Origin of the sequence: Paenibacillus thiaminolyticus (assembly GCF_003591545.1) — a bacterium.
GTDB classification, from domain to species: domain Bacteria; phylum Bacillota; class Bacilli; order Paenibacillales; family Paenibacillaceae; genus Paenibacillus_B; species Paenibacillus_B thiaminolyticus_A.
Genome location: NZ_QYZD01000001.1, coordinates 291,133 through 308,172, shown reverse-complemented (window position 1 = coordinate 308,172; position 17,040 = coordinate 291,133). Strand labels below are relative to the sequence as shown.

The window sequence follows — 17,040 nt, the reverse complement described above, 5'->3', positions numbered from 1 at the left end:
CTTGCCTCCTTTTTTTTCACATGCAGAACGCGGTTGAATCCAGTACAATAGATCAATGCGGCATCCCAGATTGATGCATGCCGGCATCTTCGCCGCCTTGCGGCTGCCGCATCAACCAGATACATCCTTATCTCGATAATCATTGTCTTCAACAAATATAGGGTATTGAAGGAGGATATAAACGCAATGACAATGAACACGATGGCCCAGGAGCAGTATGAAGCTTGGCTGAATGACGCGTCGATCGATGCGGCGACTAAGGAGGAGCTCGCCGGACTTGCGGGCAATGAACAGGAAATTACTGATCGCTTCTACAAAGAGCTGGAATTCGGAACCGGGGGGCTGCGCGGCGTCATCGGCGCTGGCAGCAACCGGATGAACGTATATACGGTCGGCAAAGCGACTCAGGGGCTGGCCCAATATTTGAAGGGCGCTTCCCCTTCTCCGTCGGTGGTAATCGCGTATGATTCCCGCCATTTCTCCCCGGAGTTCGCGCTGGAGGCCGCCCTCGTCCTCGCCGGCAACGGGATCAAGGCCTATATCTTCCCGGAGCTGCGTCCGACGCCGGAGCTCTCCTTCGCCGTACGCCATCTGCAAGCGAGTGCCGGCATCGTCATTACCGCCAGCCATAACCCGCCGGAATACAACGGCTACAAAGTTTATGGCAGCGACGGCGGGCAAATTACGAAAGACACGGCAGGCCGCGTCATCACCGAGATTCGCGGCATTCACAGCTTCGCCGACATCCGCAAGGCGGATCGGGCGGAAGCGGAAGCGGCAGGACTGATCGTCTGGCTCGACCCGGCTATGGACGATGCCTACATATCGGCCGTCACCGCCGTCAGTCGGAATCCGGAGACGATTCGTCAGACGAGCGATCAATTCCGCGTATTGTATACTCCGCTGCATGGAACGGGCAACAAGCCCGTTCGCGCCGTGCTGGATCGCCTTGGCTTCCAGCAAGTGCGCGTCGTCCCGGAGCAGGAGCTGCCGGATCCGAATTTCTCCACGGTCAAGTCGCCGAACCCGGAGGAACGCGACGCTTTCTCGATCGCGATCGCGCAGGCGCAGGAATGGGATGTGGACATCATTATGGGAACGGACCCGGATGCGGATCGGATGGGTGCGGTCGTGAAGAACGCGCAGGGCGAATACGTCGTCCTGACCGGCAACCAGTCCGGCGCGCTGATGGTCCACTATTTGCTGGACGCCATGAAGGCGCAAGGCACGCTGCCGGCCAACGGAGCCGTCATCAAGACTATCGTGACGAGCGAACTGGGGGCGGCCATTGCCGAGTCATACGGCATGACGGTCTTCAATACGCTGACCGGATTCAAATATATCGGTGAGAAAATGACCGAATTCGACCGGACCGGGGCGCACACATTCCTGTTCGGGTATGAAGAGAGCTACGGCTATCTCGCAGGCAATTACGCGCGCGACAAAGACGCCGTCATCGCCGCGATGCTGATCTGCGAGGCGGGCGCCTACTATAAGGCGCAGGGCAAGACCTTGTACGAAGTGCTGCAAGGCCTGTACGAGCAGCACGGCTACTATTTGGAGGCGCTGGAGACGCGCACGCTCAAGGGAGTCGAGGGCGTGGCCATTATCGGCGGCATCATGGACGAATGGCGGGCAGCGGCGCCATCCTCTGCGGGCGGAACTGCCGTGGCCCGCGCGGAAGACTATGCCGAAGGCCTGTATGGCCTGCCGAAGGAGAACGTGCTCAAGTTCCATCTGGAGGACGGCAGCTGGTTCTGTCTGCGTCCTTCCGGGACAGAGCCGAAGATTAAGATGTACTTCGCCGTGCAGGGCACGTCGGCTGCCGATGCCGAGCAGCGCCTGACGGCGCTTCGCCAAGACGTGATGGCGCGAATCGACGGCTTCATCGCATCGAAGCAAGCCTAACGGCGGCTTGCCCGCCCGCGGCTGCACCCGGCATCGCTGCGGGCTATCCCGTTCACGGCTCAATCAAGCAAGCGCCTCTGCACGTTGGGACCTCATCTCCCTGAGTGCGCTTGCCCAGTAAGGCAGCTGCCTTCCGTTCCGCTGCGGAGGGCGGCTTTTTTTTGAAGATCAAGGTTGCAACGGAACGCCAACCCGTCCATACTGAGGAATAGGCAGAATCCACCGAAATCGATGCAGGCTGCTAGTCAGACCTGGAAGGAAGGAGCTCGTAATCATGCAGCAAGAAACATTAGACTTATTCCGTACCTTGACCGAATTCCCGTCTGCCCCCGGCTTTGAACGGGAGCTTCGTGCTCTGGTGAAGCAAGAATTGTCCAAATATACGAATGAATTTGTCCACGATGCCCTCGGAAGCGTATTCGGGGTCATGCGGGGGGACGAGCAAGGTCCGCGCGTCATGGTGGCCGGCCATCTGGATGAGGTTGGCTTCATTACGACCCAGATTACGGCGAACGGCATGATTAAGTTCCAGCCGCTCGGCGGATGGTGGGGACAAGTCGTGCTCGCCCAGCAAGTCGAGGTTATTACACCGAACGGGCCAATCCCTGGCGTCGTCGGATCGATTCCGAAGCATCTGTTGGATGAAGCGACGGCCAACAAGCCGGTCGACGTGAAGCATATGTATATCGACGTTGGCGCAGACAGCCGCGAGGAAGCCGAGAAGGCAGGCATCCGTCCGGGACTTCAGATCGTGCCGGTCTGTCCATTCACGCCGCTGCTCAATCCGAAGAAAATTATGGCCAAGGCGTGGGATAACCGCTACGGCGTCGGGCTGGCGATCGAGCTGATGAAGGAACTGCACCGCGAGCAATTCGCCCTGCCGAACGTGCTGTATTGTGGAGCGACCGTGCAGGAAGAGGTTGGCCTTCGCGGCGCGCGCACCGCGGCGAATCTCATTCAGCCGGAGATTTTCTATGCGCTCGACTGCAGCGCCGCCAACGATATGACCGGCGACCCGAACTCCTTCGGACAGCTTGGCAAGGGCGCGCTGCTCCGCATCTATGACCCGACGATGATTACGCATCGCGGCCTGCTTGAATTCGTACAGGATATCGCGGATACTCACCGCATTCCGTACCAGTATTTCGTGTCTCCGGGCGGCACCGATGCCGGACAGGTTCACCTGAGCGGCAAAGGCGTGCCGGCGACCGTCATCGGCGTGTGCGGACGCTATATCCATACGCCGGCTTCGATCGTTCACACCGACGATATTGATGCGGCGAAGGAACTGCTTGTCCAACTCGTGAAGCATACTGACCGTACCACCTATAACACAATTGTCGAACGCTCCTAGCGTTTGTGCGACAATATAGAAGAGCGTGCTCCCGGCCCGGCCGGACGAGCACGCTCTTTTTGTTCATTCTCGCATGACATCATAAGCTTATCCTCATTTATCCCCCTGCGGTCCGCAGCGCTTCCGCGAATAACGATATGCCGCGGCCGATCTCGCCGGACTGCGGACGCGCGAACGTGAACCGGACATAGCCCGGCTCCGATCCGTACACGCTCCCCGGAACGAAGACGACTCCCCGCCGGATGCTCTCCTCCAGCAGTCTGTCATCGTCGACGGGCCGCCTCATCTTGCACCACAGGTGCAGGCCGCCTTGCGGCAGCGTGTAGGACAGCTCGCCGGGCAGCTCGCGCTGCAGGGCGTCAAGCAGCAGATTCCGCTTATGCGACAGCTCCTTCCGCAGCCGCAGTAAATGACCTTCAAAATGGGGAGAGGCCAGCAGTTCCGCCGCAATGCGCTGCGGCAGCACGCTCAGGCCGAAATCCACCTGCTGCTTCTCGTCCGTCAGCCGGCTCACCACGGATTGGGGAGCGACCATCCAGCCGATGCGCAAGCCCGAAGCGACGGTTTTGGAAAGCGATCCGATATACAGCACGGTGCTGCCGGCATCGTTAGCTTTGAGCGAAGGCGGCGGGTTGTCCGCGAACGAGGTCAAGCTGAACGGATCGTCCTCGACAACGGGAATCCCCAGATGCCCGCAAATCTCGAGCAGCCGTTCCCGGCGCGCCGGATCAAGCACGCGGCCGGTCGGATTATGATAATTCGGGTTCACAAATATCATCCGTATCTGATGCTCCCGGTGCAGCGACAGAATCCCTTCGGGACAGACGCCCTTCTCATCTACGGGCAGACGGAACAATCGCAGGCCTGCCGTATGGAACATCGGAAGCGAATAGTAATAAGACGGGTCTTCGATGGCCACGGCATCACCCGGGTTTAACAGACGCTTCGTAATCAAATAGAGCGACTGATGCGAGCCCGAAGTGACCAGAATCGAGGATTCCGTGGCCCGAATGCCGCGGTACTGCTTCAAATACGAGGCCAGCGCCTGCCGAAGCGGCACGTAGCCTTGCGGATGGTCATAGCCCAGATCTTCATGGAGGGCATGCTCGCTCAGCAGCAGCCGGATCGCCTCATTGGGCGATAAATCCGGGGACAGCTCGCCGCTGGCGAAGTCGATGAGCGGGCGTCCCGAATCCAGCTCTTGACGGATTAGCCGCAAGCAAGATTCGGGCCGATGCATGGCCGTGCCGTCTTCCACATATTGAAGCCAGTCTGGCGTGTGCTTCTGTGCGGCGCCCCATCGCGATTTGCTTACCCGCGTTCCGCTCCCGACCATGCTTTCGATCATGCCGGAAGCACGCAATTCCTCGTAGGCTTGCACGACGGTGCTCCGGTTGACGCTGATTTGCTCGGCGAATTTGCGCTCCGAGGGAAGAAGACTTCCCGGCGGGAATTCCCCATAGCTTATTCTCTGTTCTATATATGCGGCAATCTGCTGGTATAAAGGCTGCTTGCTGGAACGATCCGGTTGCCACATCGCCATCCACCTCTTGTTGTGCTTTGTATGTGATTTTTATCACACATCATAAGTATAGCATCTTGTCTATTTCTCCGGTGCAGGCCGATTTCATCGAAACGTTGTCAACTATGTGGCAGTGTGTTGAACATGGATGACTCCGCTCTGTAAAAGTGGATGGCGACACGCAGCACCGTCTGGACTATGATCAGGCATAAGCGATCGCCTGGCCGGCGCCCGCCTTCGATGTGGTCGTACGGCTAACGTCCAGGCCACGCACCCCAAATGATAGGCACCGTTCCCTGAACTCGGCGCTACGCCGCGTTCAGGCAGCGCAACGAGTGCCGTCTTTTACGTGAACTCATTCACAAAACGCGGGCACCTGCAGGCCATCTATCAACCAGAACATGATTCAGCTAAAGGAGGCCGTTATGGATCAGGTCATTCTCGCACGGATCCAATTTGCATCGACGACACTATTCCACTACATTTTTGTCCCGATGACGATTGGCCTGGCATTCTTAATCGCCGTATTGGAGACGTTCTACGTCAGGACAGGCAAGGACATTTATAAGCAGTCCGCCCAGTTTTGGAGCAAATTATTTCTTATCAATTTCGCGGTCGGTGTCGTCACCGGCATTCTGCAGGAGTTCCAGTTCGGGATGAACTGGTCGAATTATTCCCGCTTCGTCGGCGATGTGTTCGGCCCTTCGCTGGCGATCGAGGGCTTGCTCGCCTTTTTTATGGAGTCTACGTTTATCGGCTTATGGGTGTTCGGGTGGGATCGCTTGTCGAAGCGCGTCCATCTGGCATGCATCTGGCTCGTCTCGATCGGAACGATGCTGTCGGCCTTCTGGATATTGACGGCCAACTCCTTCATGCATGCCCCGGTCGGTTACGTATTCCAGAACGGAAGAGCGGAGATGAGCGATTTCTGGGCAATCATCCGCAATCCGCAGCTATGGCTGCAATTTCCGCATACGTTATTCGCCGCCCTCGCTACCGGCGCGTTCTTCATGGCCGGCGTCAGCGCATGGAAGCTGCTGAAGCGGCACAATCCCGAGATGTTTTGGCTATCGTTCCGCGTCTCGATTACGGTGGCCCTGATCTCCGCCCTGCTCGTTGCCTTCATCGGCCATGAGCAAGCCCAGCATCTAATCAAGTCACAGCCAATGAAGATGGCCGCCGCCGAAGCCTTATGGGACACCAGCGAGGATCCGGCGCCGTTCACGCTGTTCGCACACATCGATACCGAGAAGCAAGAAACATCATTCAAACTGCAAGTCCCGTATATGCTGAGCATTCTGGCGCACAACAAGCTGAGCGGCAGCGTGGAAGGGATGAACCAGATCCAAGCGCAATACGAGGAAAAATACGGGCCCGGGAATTACATTCCTTCGGTCAAAATGACCTTCTGGAGCTTCCGCACGATGGTAGTCGCCGGCGGCCTGATGTGTCTGATCGCCATCTACGGCTGGGTGCTGGCCCGTAGACGTAAGCTGGAGCAGCGGCCCTGGTTCTTGAAGCTGATGGTTGGCGCGATCGCCTTCCCATTCCTGGCCAATTCAACCGGATGGCTCATGGCGGAGATGGGACGCCAGCCATGGGTCGTCTTCGGCGTCATGCGCACCGAGGACGCGATCTCGCCTACCGTGACCGCAGGCGAGCTTCTCTTTTCGCTGATTGCCTTTACCACCATGTATGCGGTTCTGGCCATTATCGACGCGTGTTTGTTCGTGAAGGTTATTCGTAAGGACGGGGATCAGAAGCCGGACGAACTGTCCCGCACCTACGATCCGTTCAGCAAGGAGGATGCACATGCTATCGCTAAATGAATTTTGGTTTATTCTCGTGGCCGTGCTGTTTGTCGGTTTTTTCTTCCTGGAAGGCTTCGACTACGGCGTCGGCATCACGGCACGCTTCCTCGGCCAGACTGACCAGGAGCGCCGCATCCTTATCAACACGATCGGCCCGTACTGGGATGCGAATGAAGTATGGCTGATTACGGCCGGAGGCGCCATGTTCGCCGCTTTTCCGGAATGGTACGCCACGTTATTCAGCGGGTTCTACATCCCGTTCGTCGTGCTGCTGCTCGCACTGATTGCCCGCGGCGTCGCCTTTGAATTCCGGAGCAAGATGGACCATGGCGCATGGAAAAAAGCATGGGACGCCGCGATTTTCATCGGCAGCCTGCTCCCGCCCTTCTTGCTCGGCGTCGTATTCGCCAACCTGATTCGCGGCGTTCCGATCGACAGCAATAAGGAAATGGTCGGCAGCCTCTTCGACCTGCTGAACGGCTATGCGCTCACCGGCGGGGCGGCAACCGTCCTGCTGTGCATTCTGCACGGCCTCGTCTTCATTACGCTGCGGACCACCGGAGGGCTGCGGGACCGGGCCCGGAAGACGGCGCGCGACCTGGGGCCTGCCATCACGGCCTTCTTGCTCTTGTTCGCCGTCATGACCTACTTCAGCACCGACATTTATACTGTGCATGGACCCCAATGGATCGCTCTGCCGCTTCTGGCCGGGGCAGCGCTCGTCATGGCAGGCCGGTTCATCAAGCGGCAGCGGGACGGCTGGGCGTTCGTCATGACGGGGGCGGTCATCATTTTGTCCATGACCAGCGTGTTCATCGGCTTGTTCCCGCGGGTGATGGTCAGCTCGATCAGCGCCGATTTTCATCTGACGATATTCAATGCAGCTTCCGGCGCCTATTCGCTGAAAGTGATGACCTATGTCTCCCTGACGATTCTTCCATTCGTATTGGGTTATCAGATCTGGAGCTATTATGTATTCCGCAAGCGGATCGATGAGAAGGAGCATCTGGAGTATTGACGGAGAGCCTGCCGCTCCCTCGTCCCCTCTTGGCAGCCTGTCCGCTTCAGGTTACACTGTGAACAGAAGACGCGGGATGGCGGCGGCGCTTGCGCTGTCACGCGCCCATCTCAACCATCTACCATTCTGTGAAAAAGGGGAAACGACATGTCAACATATGCTGCAGAGAACTCTGCATCCCAACACGATACGCCGCGGCAGGACGGGACCCAATTGGCCACCTTCGCCGGCGGCTGCTTCTGGTGCATGGTGAAGCCCTTCGATCAATGGGATGGCGTGCACGCCGTCCTGTCCGGCTATACCGGCGGCCATGTTCCGCATCCTACCTATGAGCAGGTCAAGTCCCAGACGACCGGACATCTCGAGGCCGTCCAGATCGCATTCGATCCGGCTATTATTCCGTACAGCCAGTTGCTCGAGCTGTATTGGGCGCAGATCGATCCGACCGATGACGGTGGACAGTTCCAGGACCGCGGCGAATCCTATACGACCGCCATCTTCGTCCATAACGAAGAGCAGCGCCGTCTGGCCGAAGCTTCCCGCGCGGAGCTGGCGACGAGCGGGCGGTTCGATCGGCCTGTCGTCACGCCCATTCTCGATGCCGGCCCGTTCTATCCGGCCGAGGACTATCACCAGGACTATTACCGCAAAGAGCCTGAGCATTATGCAGCTGACCGGGCCCAATCCGGCCGAGACAACTTCCTGAAGAAGCATTGGATCAGTGAATAGCATCGTTGTAGGGGCGCCTTTCTCCGCTATTTTTTCTGGCCAGAGAAAGGCGTCTTTCTTTTTTGCCGCCTTATGAACGCTATCCCATTCTGTCAGGCAGACAAGCCTCTTTTCTCGCTATCCCATTCTGTCAGGCAAGCTACTGTTATCCCGCTCCGTAAGGCAAGAAGAGTCCTATTCCGCGCCCCATTCAATAAGGTATCCAGCTCCTTTTGGTCGTTATCCCATCCACTCAGAGAAGACGATCCGAAGCAGCCCGAGCGGCCTCAGCAGGGCCTGAAGCGACCCGAAGCGACCTGCAACGACCTGCAACGACCTGTAACGACCTGCAAAGGCCTGCAACGGCCTGCAACGACCTGTAACGACCTGGAACAACCTGCAAAGGCCTGCAACGGCCTGCAACGACCTGTAACGACCTGGAACAACCTGCAACGGCCTGCAACGACCTGCAACGGCCTGCAACGACCTTTAAGAACCTTAACGGCCTTCAAAGGCCCGCAACATCTGCACAAGGGAACAAGGGGAAATGGAGCAAAGCGTCTCTCTTCCATAGCATAGAGGAATAAGGGACATGATGCGGACTAACGCCCTGAACCGATGGGATATTGAACATAAGAGCCTGGAAGGGGATATCATGGGGACACGACAAAAAACGCAAGCCAGCGAGGGCTTGCGTTGATGTCTATCGAAAAAATGGCGCTCGATCTTACAGCATTTCCTTGCGGAGCTGTTCAGGCGATTTCGGCGACAGGAGGCCGAATGGAATGTCGAATACGGTGCGTGCACCGGCTTCTCCGCGTACCGCCAGCTTGTGTGCCGCCCGTGCGTAGGCGACGAGCACACTCGCCGTGAATTCCGGATTGCTGCCCAGCTTCAAGCTGAATTCCATCACTTGCGTCGTGCCTTCGCCGGTCACGCCGCTGCGCAGCACGTAGCCGCCATGAGGCATCGCCGAGTGATTGGCCTTCAATTCCTCTTCGCTGATGAAGTTCACAATCGTTTCATAGTCAGAGAAGTAGTTCGGCATGTTTTTGATTTCCGCTTCGATGCGGGCCTTGTCCGCGCCTTCCTCGGCCACGACGAAGCACTCGCGCAGATGCTTATCGCGCGTCGACAGCTGCGGCTGTTCCCCGCTGCGGACAGCAGTTACTGCTTCCTCAGAAGGAATGGTGTACTGCACGCCGTTTTTGACGCCTTCCACGCGGCGAATCGCATCCGAGTGTCCTTGGCTGACGCCGCGTCCCCAGAAGGTATATTCCGCGCCTTGCGGCAGGGCCGCTTCGAACAGCAGGCGGTTCAGAGAGAACAAGCCCGGATCCCATCCCGTGGAGATGACAGACACATGTCCCGACGCTTGTGCGACACCGTTAACGGCTTCGAAATACTCCGGAATGCGCGCATGCGTGTCGAAGCTGTCCACCGTATGGAACAGGCGTGACAATTCAGGCCCCTGCTCCGGCAGATCTGTAGCCGAGCCGCCGCACAAAATCATGACATCGACTTTATCTGTATAGGATTCTACTTCTTGCAATGATACAACCGGAACGCTCGCTTGCACCGAGCTCGGATCTCTTCGGGTAAACACAGCGACAAGCTCCATGTCCGGATTTTGCCGAATCGACTTCTCGACTCCTCTTCCAAGGTTGCCGTAACCTACAATACCGATACGTATAGCTGACATCGTATGTTCATCTCCTTCAACTTTTCTAACATAAGTATAATATGGACAAATGATAACCGACATAGATTTTTCGGAGAACATGTTGCACTTCATGTGCACTCTCTCGTACGCTGCGCTCGACTTCTTTCATTTTGCCCATCATCGTAGAAGCCATGCCGCCGCCCGGAACACGACAAAAAAGGAAATGCCGCTGCGGCATTTCCTTCGTAAAGATGATATGCACTTTATTTCTTCTGCACGGTAATCGTCCAGGATGCATCATCGATCTGCTCGAACTGGGTGACGCGGTGACCCGCCTCGGCAGCCCAGCGCGGAATGCTCTCGGTTGCTTGGGTGCAATCGAATTCGATGACCAGCTCATCGCCGCTGTCTATCGTCTCGATCGCTTCTTTGGCCTCAATCAAAGGAAACGGGCATACCATGCCGAGCACAGACATTTTTTTCCCCATATCATTATTCCTCCTTACGCTATCGGCTTACGCCGTTGTTGTCTGATAGGATACAGCTTGATTTTTGCGCGCCTTCGCACGCGGGCGAACATAGACGAAGTAAGATCCGGTCCACGTTCCTAATAGGATAAAGAGAAGCGAAATCCAGCCTTGCCAAGTCATCATGGCGGTCATGACCAGGCCGTTGCCGATCGAGCATCCCCCGGCCCAGCTCGCTCCGAATCCCATCAGCAGGCCGCCGCCGAAGCTGGATAACGCCGTCTTGGCGTCAGGCGCCCGGAAGCGGAATTCGCGGCTCCCCCTCGCGGCGAGGAAGGAGCCTGCCAATATGCCAAGCACCAGGAATACGCCCCAGTTCACATATTTCTCGCTGTCTCCCGTCACCAAGTACTGGAGCACGTTCGCAGATGGCGTCGTAATGCCGAGCCCGGACATTCTTCCGGTCGCTTCGCTAAGCGGCCAGGCCAGAATCGCAATCAGGCCGACGAGCACCGCCGTAACGAAGGGATGCCACCGCTTCTCGAACAAAATATGGTTGAGCCCTGTGCGCTTCGCCGGCAGGGACGGAATGGCCACGGCAGGCTTGCGCAGCTGTCTGACGACCAGCCATAGCGTAAGCAGTGCCAGGATGAGGATGAAAGGCCACACCGACAGACCGAATGTGTCCGGAATGGAGTTCGTCGGCGCATTGTATGCTTTGAGACTATTGTTGACAGGCAGCAGCGCGCCCGACTTCATAATGGCGCTCATCGCCATATACCCGAACAGGGCGATCCAGCTTCCGATCAGGCCCTCTCCGGCCCGATACCACGTCCCGGTGGCACAGCCCCCGGCCAAAATAATCCCGATGCCGAACAAAAACGAGCCGACCACTGTCGCCAGCCATTGGAACGAACCGGCGGAAAACTCGACCAAGCCCAGTTGAATAAGCGCAAAAACCCCAATGCTCTGCACTGTGATGGCAATGAGCAGCGCGTAGAACATCCGGTTGTCTTTCGTCAGGTACATATCCCGGAAACCGCCGGTCAGACAAAATCGTCCACGCTGCATGACGAACCCAAGCAGCGCCCCGCATAGCAACCCCGTAATCAACATCAGTCCAATGACGCCTCCTCCCAGACATAAACCAAGTAAATCAATGTGATTTATAAGTGATACTGATTGTATCACATCTTTCGGATGTGTCAATATACAGCATGAACCAGGGTAAAAAAGAGAGGGGCCTTCCCCTCTCTGTCATTAGCAAAAGATATGCGATGCGGCATGCTCCTTATGCCTGCACTTTATCTTACACTTCTCCCCAAAATACTTCGGTCTCGTAATCAAAGGATACGACACCGTTCTGTTGGTTCCGCTCAAATATATTCTCCAATTCAGCCATTATCGGTACATAATTCGGATGGCCTGCCTGTGGCGCATAGGAAGAGGACTGCAGCCGTCCGCCCAGCTCTTCCAGATTGAGCAGCTGCCGTATCGAGAAGCGGGCCACCCAGATCCCCCCTGGCTGGAAGAAGGAGGAAAGGGATTCCTCGGAAATATTTTTATGCCTTACCTTCTCATAGTCCGTACCATACGCAAGCAGCAACTGCTCGTATTCCTCCAAAAATGGGGTCCCCTCCAGCAAGCGCGAGTTCCAGATCAGTACAGCCTTGCCGCCCGGCTTCAAGATGCGGCGAAATTCCAGCCGCGTGGCACCGCGATCGAACCAATGGAACGATTGCGCGCAGACGATATGATCGACGGAGCTGTCTGGCAGCCCCGTCGCTTCCGCGGCGCCGGATACCGCGCGATAATGCGCATGATGGCCAAGCTCTTCTACGGCCGCTTCCCGCATTGCTTGGTTAGGTTCAACGGCAATGACACGGCTCCCCTGTGCGAGCAACAGCTTCGAAAAGATCCCCGTTCCCGCCCCAATATCGGCAATCTCGTCCTCCGGACGGAAACCTACCGTATCATATAAATACGAAATCGCTTCCGCCGGATAACTGGGCCGATATTTCACATAGGCGCCGACTCGGCTTGAAAACCGTTCTTTACTGTCCATTCCATTCACTCTCCCGCGGCAAAGTAAAGTCACTTCAATCAACTCTTCAGCTCGTTCCATCCAATGAAAGCAAGTTCCATTATTTTCATATATATTATAGTACATCAATGAGCAATGTTCACCTATGAGGAGGGGGCGGCGTATAATAGAAAAAGCACCCTGCGGTGCTTGCTGAGAAATTGATTTCTCTCTAATCTGGCATACAAGCGGCCTTGTTATTAAGTGGCTGGCTTCACTTGCTTCTGCTTCTTCATTCTCCCCATTACTAGCACGCCGGCAATGATGGAAATGACGAGTCCCCACTTCAGCACCGGATTTCCCGTGAAAAACCCCTTCACCAACGGCTCATCGGTGATCATTTTAGCCGCCGTCCAAGCAAGCACCCCGGATCCAATATAGATAATAATGGGGAATCGCTCCACCCATTTCAAAATCAACGTGCTCCCCCACACGACAATCGGCACGCTAATCAGCAGTCCCATCACGACAAGAATGAAATCGCCATGAGCCGCGCCGGCTACGGCGAGCACATTATCGAGACCCATGACAGTGTCTGCGATAATGATCGTCTTAATGGCCGCCCATATGCTTCCTGCCGAAGCCACATCATGCTTCTTCTCCTCAACGAGCAGCTTATACGCTATCCAGATGAGCATCGCCCCGCCGAGCAGCAGCAGACCCGGAATTTTCAACAACCATACTACAGCAAGCGTAAGCAGCGAACGAATGGCAATCGCTCCGAACGTTCCCCACAAAATAACCTTTTTCTGATGATCCTTCGGTAAATTCCTCGCCGACAGCCCAATGACAATCGCATTGTCACCCGCCAGCACCAGATCGATAATGACGATCGCCAGAAGCGCAGACCAGAAGTCTGCTGTGAAGAAATCCATCGTACCCTCTCCTATCTCGAGTGTCATATATATCCTGTCTTCAATGGCTCACAATTATGAACGTCCCCGGGCAACACCCCTTAAAAACAAAAATGGCCCCTACCGATCACGGTAAAGGCCATAAATAAAGACCTTTACCGTCATGGTAAAGGTCTCGCCAGCAATCATCGTTGCCAACAAAGCCGGAGGTGTTATCCTCGTAGTGACGACTTTATTGAACAGCTACTCCCCTTTATATTTTCTATGTTAATTCAAAAGGATACATAGGGTCAAGATAAAAATACCCTGCTTGATCCAGGTTGGTTACAGGCTTGCCCATTGACCCTCGTAAGCAAGGATCATTCCGTTCTCATCCACTTCGAGCCGCGCCGTGCAGCCGCTTGCGATAGAGCGGTATAAGTACGCATTGACCGGCGAGAGCAAGGTTGATGTCATCGGCTGGAGCAAAGGCGCATTCGCTTCCCGCATGTACGCGTCATCCGTTCGCAAGCCGGGCGGCACGGCGGGACATTCAATTATGGCATTATCCCTGAGTGCGGCGGCAGCATGAACGCCCCTTCGCCTCATACGCGCATGATGTGCTACGGTGTGCGGCGCAATCACCCCGAACTCTCCATTTATCGAACAGCGACGGGCGATTTCTTCCCCGGACAGAAGCAAATGCTGGCCAAATGGGTCCATGTCCACCCGCTGCCTGCCAATGAACAGGACTGGTATACGACCTACTATGGCGGGCAAGGCTTCTTCACCGCAGGCGACGGGATCGACGCCGCCATGCAGCAAGGATCGTTAGTAGATGCCATCTTGGCGGCCGGCATTCCAGCCAGCATCTCACGTTTCTATTATCCGGCAATCAGAACGATATCCCGAACGTGCATAACGAACATACGGGACCGAGCGATGGCGTCGTCTTCGTGCAAAGCCGGCAGCCGTGCAAGGGATTGGCCGCGTCGCGGGCAATGTCACATTGCCGCTCAATCATTTGGAGCTATCATGGGCAGGTCAAGCTCAGCGCCAGATCGATCAGTGACTGAAGCAGTAAAGCCGGCGTATTCCATATAAATAAGTAAGTTTTTTGAATATTTTTCCACACCGCCTATATACTATCCTTGAAAGTATACTTTACATGCTAGGAGGGATTATGATGAAAAAGGTTGTGCTTGCCATTCTCGTGCTTCTGCTGATCGTTCCTGCAACGGTTAGCGCCCGCGGTCAGGACGGCGATGTCCTGGAGCGTATTCTGGATGTGTATCCGCATGTCACCAAGGAGCAGCTCGTATCCGATATTGAATACGCTTCCCAAGTCACCCAGCTTCCGCACGACGTCATCGCCAGCCAAATGTACGACGAGCTGCTCGCGAAAAAGCCCGTACTGCAGAACAAAATAACGGTGCTTGGCGGCAAAGGCAACGGCGCCTATCAGCTTGCGTCCAGCAGCAAAGGCAATGTCTTCTTCGAGACGGCCTCCACAGCCGGGATCCCGCACGGACATGTCGGCGTCTACTACACCACCGACTACATCGTGGAATCTGTACCTGGCTCAGGCGTACGCAAGGTGAAGCTTATCGACAAACGCGTAGATTCAGGCTCCAAAATCTTGACTCCGAAGTCGCAGTATGCAAGCGCTTCCGCAAGAGAGCAAGCCGCCGACTGGGCGCACGGCCGCATCGGTGAGAGCTACTCCTACAACTTCGCCACGAATCGCACGACGTCATGCATCGGGGATAAGAACTGCTCCAAGCTCGTATGGTGCGCCTTCAAAGAAAAAGCGAAAATCGATATCGATAAGGATGGCGGCCTGGGCGTCTATCCAGTCGATATCCGGGATTCCCCTATGTTCCTCACCTTGAAAAGTTATTAAGTAAGCTCGCTCCACTATGATATCCTACAATACGAAGCCGTCAGGAGTCGTTAAGCGGATGTCTCTGCTGCTCTGCCTGCTTATCCTCTCCAGTACGTTGCTCTCATGCAGCCACCCAGCTTCTCTTCCTTCATCTCAGATCGATATGCGGCTCGACGATACCGTCGCCCTTGTCTATTATTCCACCTCACTGCCGAAGGAGTACTACAATAAAGGGACATCCTATCTTGTTCGCATGAATCGGGAAGGAGCCATTCAGACCCTCCTTGGAGAAGGTTTGGAATGGGGCTCTCCAGTCAAGCTTCCCGATCAGGACAGTCTGGTCATCCAGCGCAAACACGAAATCGAGGTGCACACGAACGAGGCGAAGTCCGCTTCTTACACCTCCCCTTGTCCGGTAAGCGCCGGATATCGGCAAATGTCAGGTTATCTGACCGGAAGCAGGCAATATTATTCCATGTTCAATCAAGGCGTCGCTTGGAATGGCGATTACATCTCCATCCTGCGTTGGGGAGACAGCAATCATCACTACTGCCGGGAAATCCGCGAATTCGTCGAAGCCCAGGGCAGCGACGGACACACGGTATACGCTTTAACCTCCGAGCACGCATCGCTTCAAGGGCTAAGCCTAATCGCCATAGAGCTTCGGGACGACCAGCTAATATCTGCCAAATACCCGCTTCTGGACATAGATACCGGGTCTCTGATCGTACAGACGGACATCGTATCTGTTCAAGAGAAGCTGTATGCCGTCTTTTCCACGCGCAACCCGGACAATCGCGTCAAGCTGCAGCTGATGGAGATTGACACCGCTTCGCATACGGCCAACGTCTATCCGCTGCATACGTATGGAGGAGAGCTGGATAATCGCTATTTCTCGCTCAGCGCGAATAGCCTCGGAATGGCAGAAGGAAAGCTGTACTACGTGGATGGCTATGGAACCGTTTTCCCCTTCGCGCTTGACACGCGCACGGCCGGACAGACGTATTCCCTCTCCGGCTTCGAACCGACTTTTGATCGGAATCAGGAGATGGGGTATGCGCGGGGGAATCATTACTACCTGTTCCGCTATGATGCCGCTCTTCAAGCACATAAGGTAGAGCAATACCGCTTGGCGGACGGTTCCTTGCAGCAGGAGCTGCGCATTCCGAAGGTGAAGGATGCCATCTCGCCGGAAGTGTATTTATATGATTTTCAGATGTTATCCGACCTCTAAATGCAAGCAGCTGCCTTCTTGGTCCAATTGGGCCTGAAGGCAGCTGTTCTATGCTGTCAGCTTAGTAAGGTTAAACTTTCCGGTCACTTAACAAGGTGTGGAATGCGCTATTATAATGTCTTTGCTTATTTCAGGTATCTCGTACTCTATGTATCCCGGGTCGTTCTGCTTGCTCAAGACTAGGAGTTCATCCTTCAGGTCCAGCAGCGTTTCTGCAGGGCGATCAATAGCAAAAAGGCGCCTCTACGGCGCCCCCCCTTCAGCCAATCTTATATCGTTGACCGGAACCCTTGCTTTGTTCGCGTTCCGAATCTTATTTTTTAACTTTGCACTCGATGCGAACGAGCTCACCAGCTTGATGCTGTCTTCCTTGGTCATCGACTTCGTCTTCTAGCCAGCTTCGTTCGACGGAATCGCGACGGACACCGGCTTGCCTGTCTTCATGGTCGATGGCGATGAACTGCCCGCCTTCGGTCTGGAAGGACAGCGTCTCGCTTTCATGCCCTTTGTTATTGTCTTTAAAAAAATGTGCGCGCACAAAGGAGAGACTCCGA

At 55.7% G+C, this 17,040-nt stretch carries 15 protein-coding genes; 7 read left to right on the top strand and 8 right to left on the bottom strand.

The features are described from left to right. Positions 1 to 186: 186 nt before the first annotated feature. A complete protein-coding gene (locus DQX05_RS01595) occupies positions 187 to 1,908 on the top strand; it encodes a phospho-sugar mutase (RefSeq protein WP_119790282.1) in 1,722 nt (573 codons plus the stop codon). A gap of 274 nt (positions 1,909 to 2,182) precedes the next feature. After that, a complete protein-coding gene (locus DQX05_RS01590) occupies positions 2,183 to 3,262 on the top strand; it encodes a M42 family metallopeptidase (protein WP_119790280.1) in 1,080 nt (359 codons plus the stop codon). A 97-nt stretch (positions 3,263 to 3,359) separates the two neighbouring features. Here the strand turns inward: DQX05_RS01590 and pdxR are convergent, their stop codons facing one another. Then, entirely contained in the window at positions 3,360 to 4,799 is a 1,440-nt protein-coding gene (gene pdxR, locus DQX05_RS01585) for a MocR-like pyridoxine biosynthesis transcription factor PdxR (protein WP_119790279.1), read from the bottom strand. 410 nt (positions 4,800 to 5,209) lie between these two features. On the opposite strand from pdxR, the gene DQX05_RS01580 reads away from it, so the two are divergent. The 3 genes from DQX05_RS01580 to msrA all read left to right on the top strand — a co-directional run bounded on the left by DQX05_RS01580 (position 5,210) and on the right by msrA (position 8,342). Then, positions 5,210 to 6,613, top strand: coding sequence for a cytochrome ubiquinol oxidase subunit I (locus DQX05_RS01580; RefSeq protein ID WP_119790277.1), 1,404 nt, complete (start codon positions 5,210 to 5,212; stop codon positions 6,611 to 6,613). Next, positions 6,597 to 7,613 carry a cytochrome d ubiquinol oxidase subunit II gene (cydB, locus tag DQX05_RS01575; RefSeq protein WP_119790275.1) on the top strand — a complete coding sequence of 339 codons (1,017 nt, stop codon included), beginning with the start codon at positions 6,597 to 6,599 and terminating at the stop codon, positions 7,611 to 7,613. Before DQX05_RS01580 ends, cydB begins: the two co-directional genes overlap by 17 nt. 147 nt (positions 7,614 to 7,760) lie before the next feature. Further along, complete coding sequence (msrA, locus tag DQX05_RS01570) at positions 7,761 to 8,342, top strand: peptide-methionine (S)-S-oxide reductase MsrA (protein WP_182914579.1); 582 nt, start codon at positions 7,761 to 7,763, stop codon at positions 8,340 to 8,342. 706 nt (positions 8,343 to 9,048) lie between these two features. On the opposite strand, the gene DQX05_RS01565 is transcribed toward msrA, so the two are convergent. The 6 genes from DQX05_RS01565 to DQX05_RS30505 form a co-directional block, all read right to left on the bottom strand. After that, positions 9,049 to 10,023, bottom strand: a complete 975-nt coding sequence (locus tag DQX05_RS01565; protein WP_119790273.1) for a diaminopimelate dehydrogenase — start codon at positions 10,021 to 10,023, stop codon at positions 9,049 to 9,051. 224 nt (positions 10,024 to 10,247) lie between these two features. Further along, positions 10,248 to 10,472 carry a sulfurtransferase TusA family protein gene (locus DQX05_RS01555; RefSeq protein WP_119790269.1) on the bottom strand — a complete coding sequence of 75 codons (225 nt, stop codon included), beginning with the start codon at positions 10,470 to 10,472 and terminating at the stop codon, positions 10,248 to 10,250. 27 nt (positions 10,473 to 10,499) lie between these two features. After that, on the bottom strand, positions 10,500 to 11,567 hold the full coding sequence (locus DQX05_RS01550; protein WP_119790267.1) for a YeeE/YedE family protein: 1,068 nt from the start codon (positions 11,565 to 11,567) through the stop codon (positions 10,500 to 10,502). A 193-nt stretch (positions 11,568 to 11,760) separates the two neighbouring features. Next, complete coding sequence (locus DQX05_RS01545; protein ID WP_119790266.1) at positions 11,761 to 12,516, bottom strand: class I SAM-dependent methyltransferase; 756 nt, start codon at positions 12,514 to 12,516, stop codon at positions 11,761 to 11,763. Positions 12,517 to 12,734: 218 nt separating this feature from the next. Further along, positions 12,735 to 13,409, bottom strand: coding sequence for a TerC family protein (locus DQX05_RS01540; protein WP_119790264.1), 675 nt, complete (start codon positions 13,407 to 13,409; stop codon positions 12,735 to 12,737). 303 nt (positions 13,410 to 13,712) lie between these two features. Then, on the bottom strand, positions 13,713 to 14,090 hold the full coding sequence (locus DQX05_RS30505) for a hypothetical protein (RefSeq protein WP_182914578.1): 378 nt from the start codon (positions 14,088 to 14,090) through the stop codon (positions 13,713 to 13,715). Positions 14,091 to 14,550: 460 nt separating this feature from the next. Between DQX05_RS30505 and DQX05_RS01530 the strand changes: the two genes are divergently transcribed. Together DQX05_RS01530 and DQX05_RS01525 are read left to right on the top strand one after the other, a co-directional pair. After that, positions 14,551 to 15,270 carry a YiiX/YebB-like N1pC/P60 family cysteine hydrolase gene (locus DQX05_RS01530; protein WP_259391723.1) on the top strand — a complete coding sequence of 240 codons (720 nt, stop codon included), beginning with the start codon at positions 14,551 to 14,553 and terminating at the stop codon, positions 15,268 to 15,270. A 58-nt stretch (positions 15,271 to 15,328) separates the two neighbouring features. After that, entirely contained in the window at positions 15,329 to 16,486 is a 1,158-nt protein-coding gene (locus DQX05_RS01525; RefSeq protein ID WP_259391722.1) for a hypothetical protein, read from the top strand. Positions 16,487 to 16,799: 313 nt separating this feature from the next. Here the strand turns inward: DQX05_RS01525 and DQX05_RS01520 are convergent, their stop codons facing one another. After that, a complete protein-coding gene (locus DQX05_RS01520) occupies positions 16,800 to 17,024 on the bottom strand; it encodes a hypothetical protein (RefSeq protein ID WP_119790259.1) in 225 nt (74 codons plus the stop codon). Positions 17,025 to 17,040 lie beyond the last annotated feature (16 nt).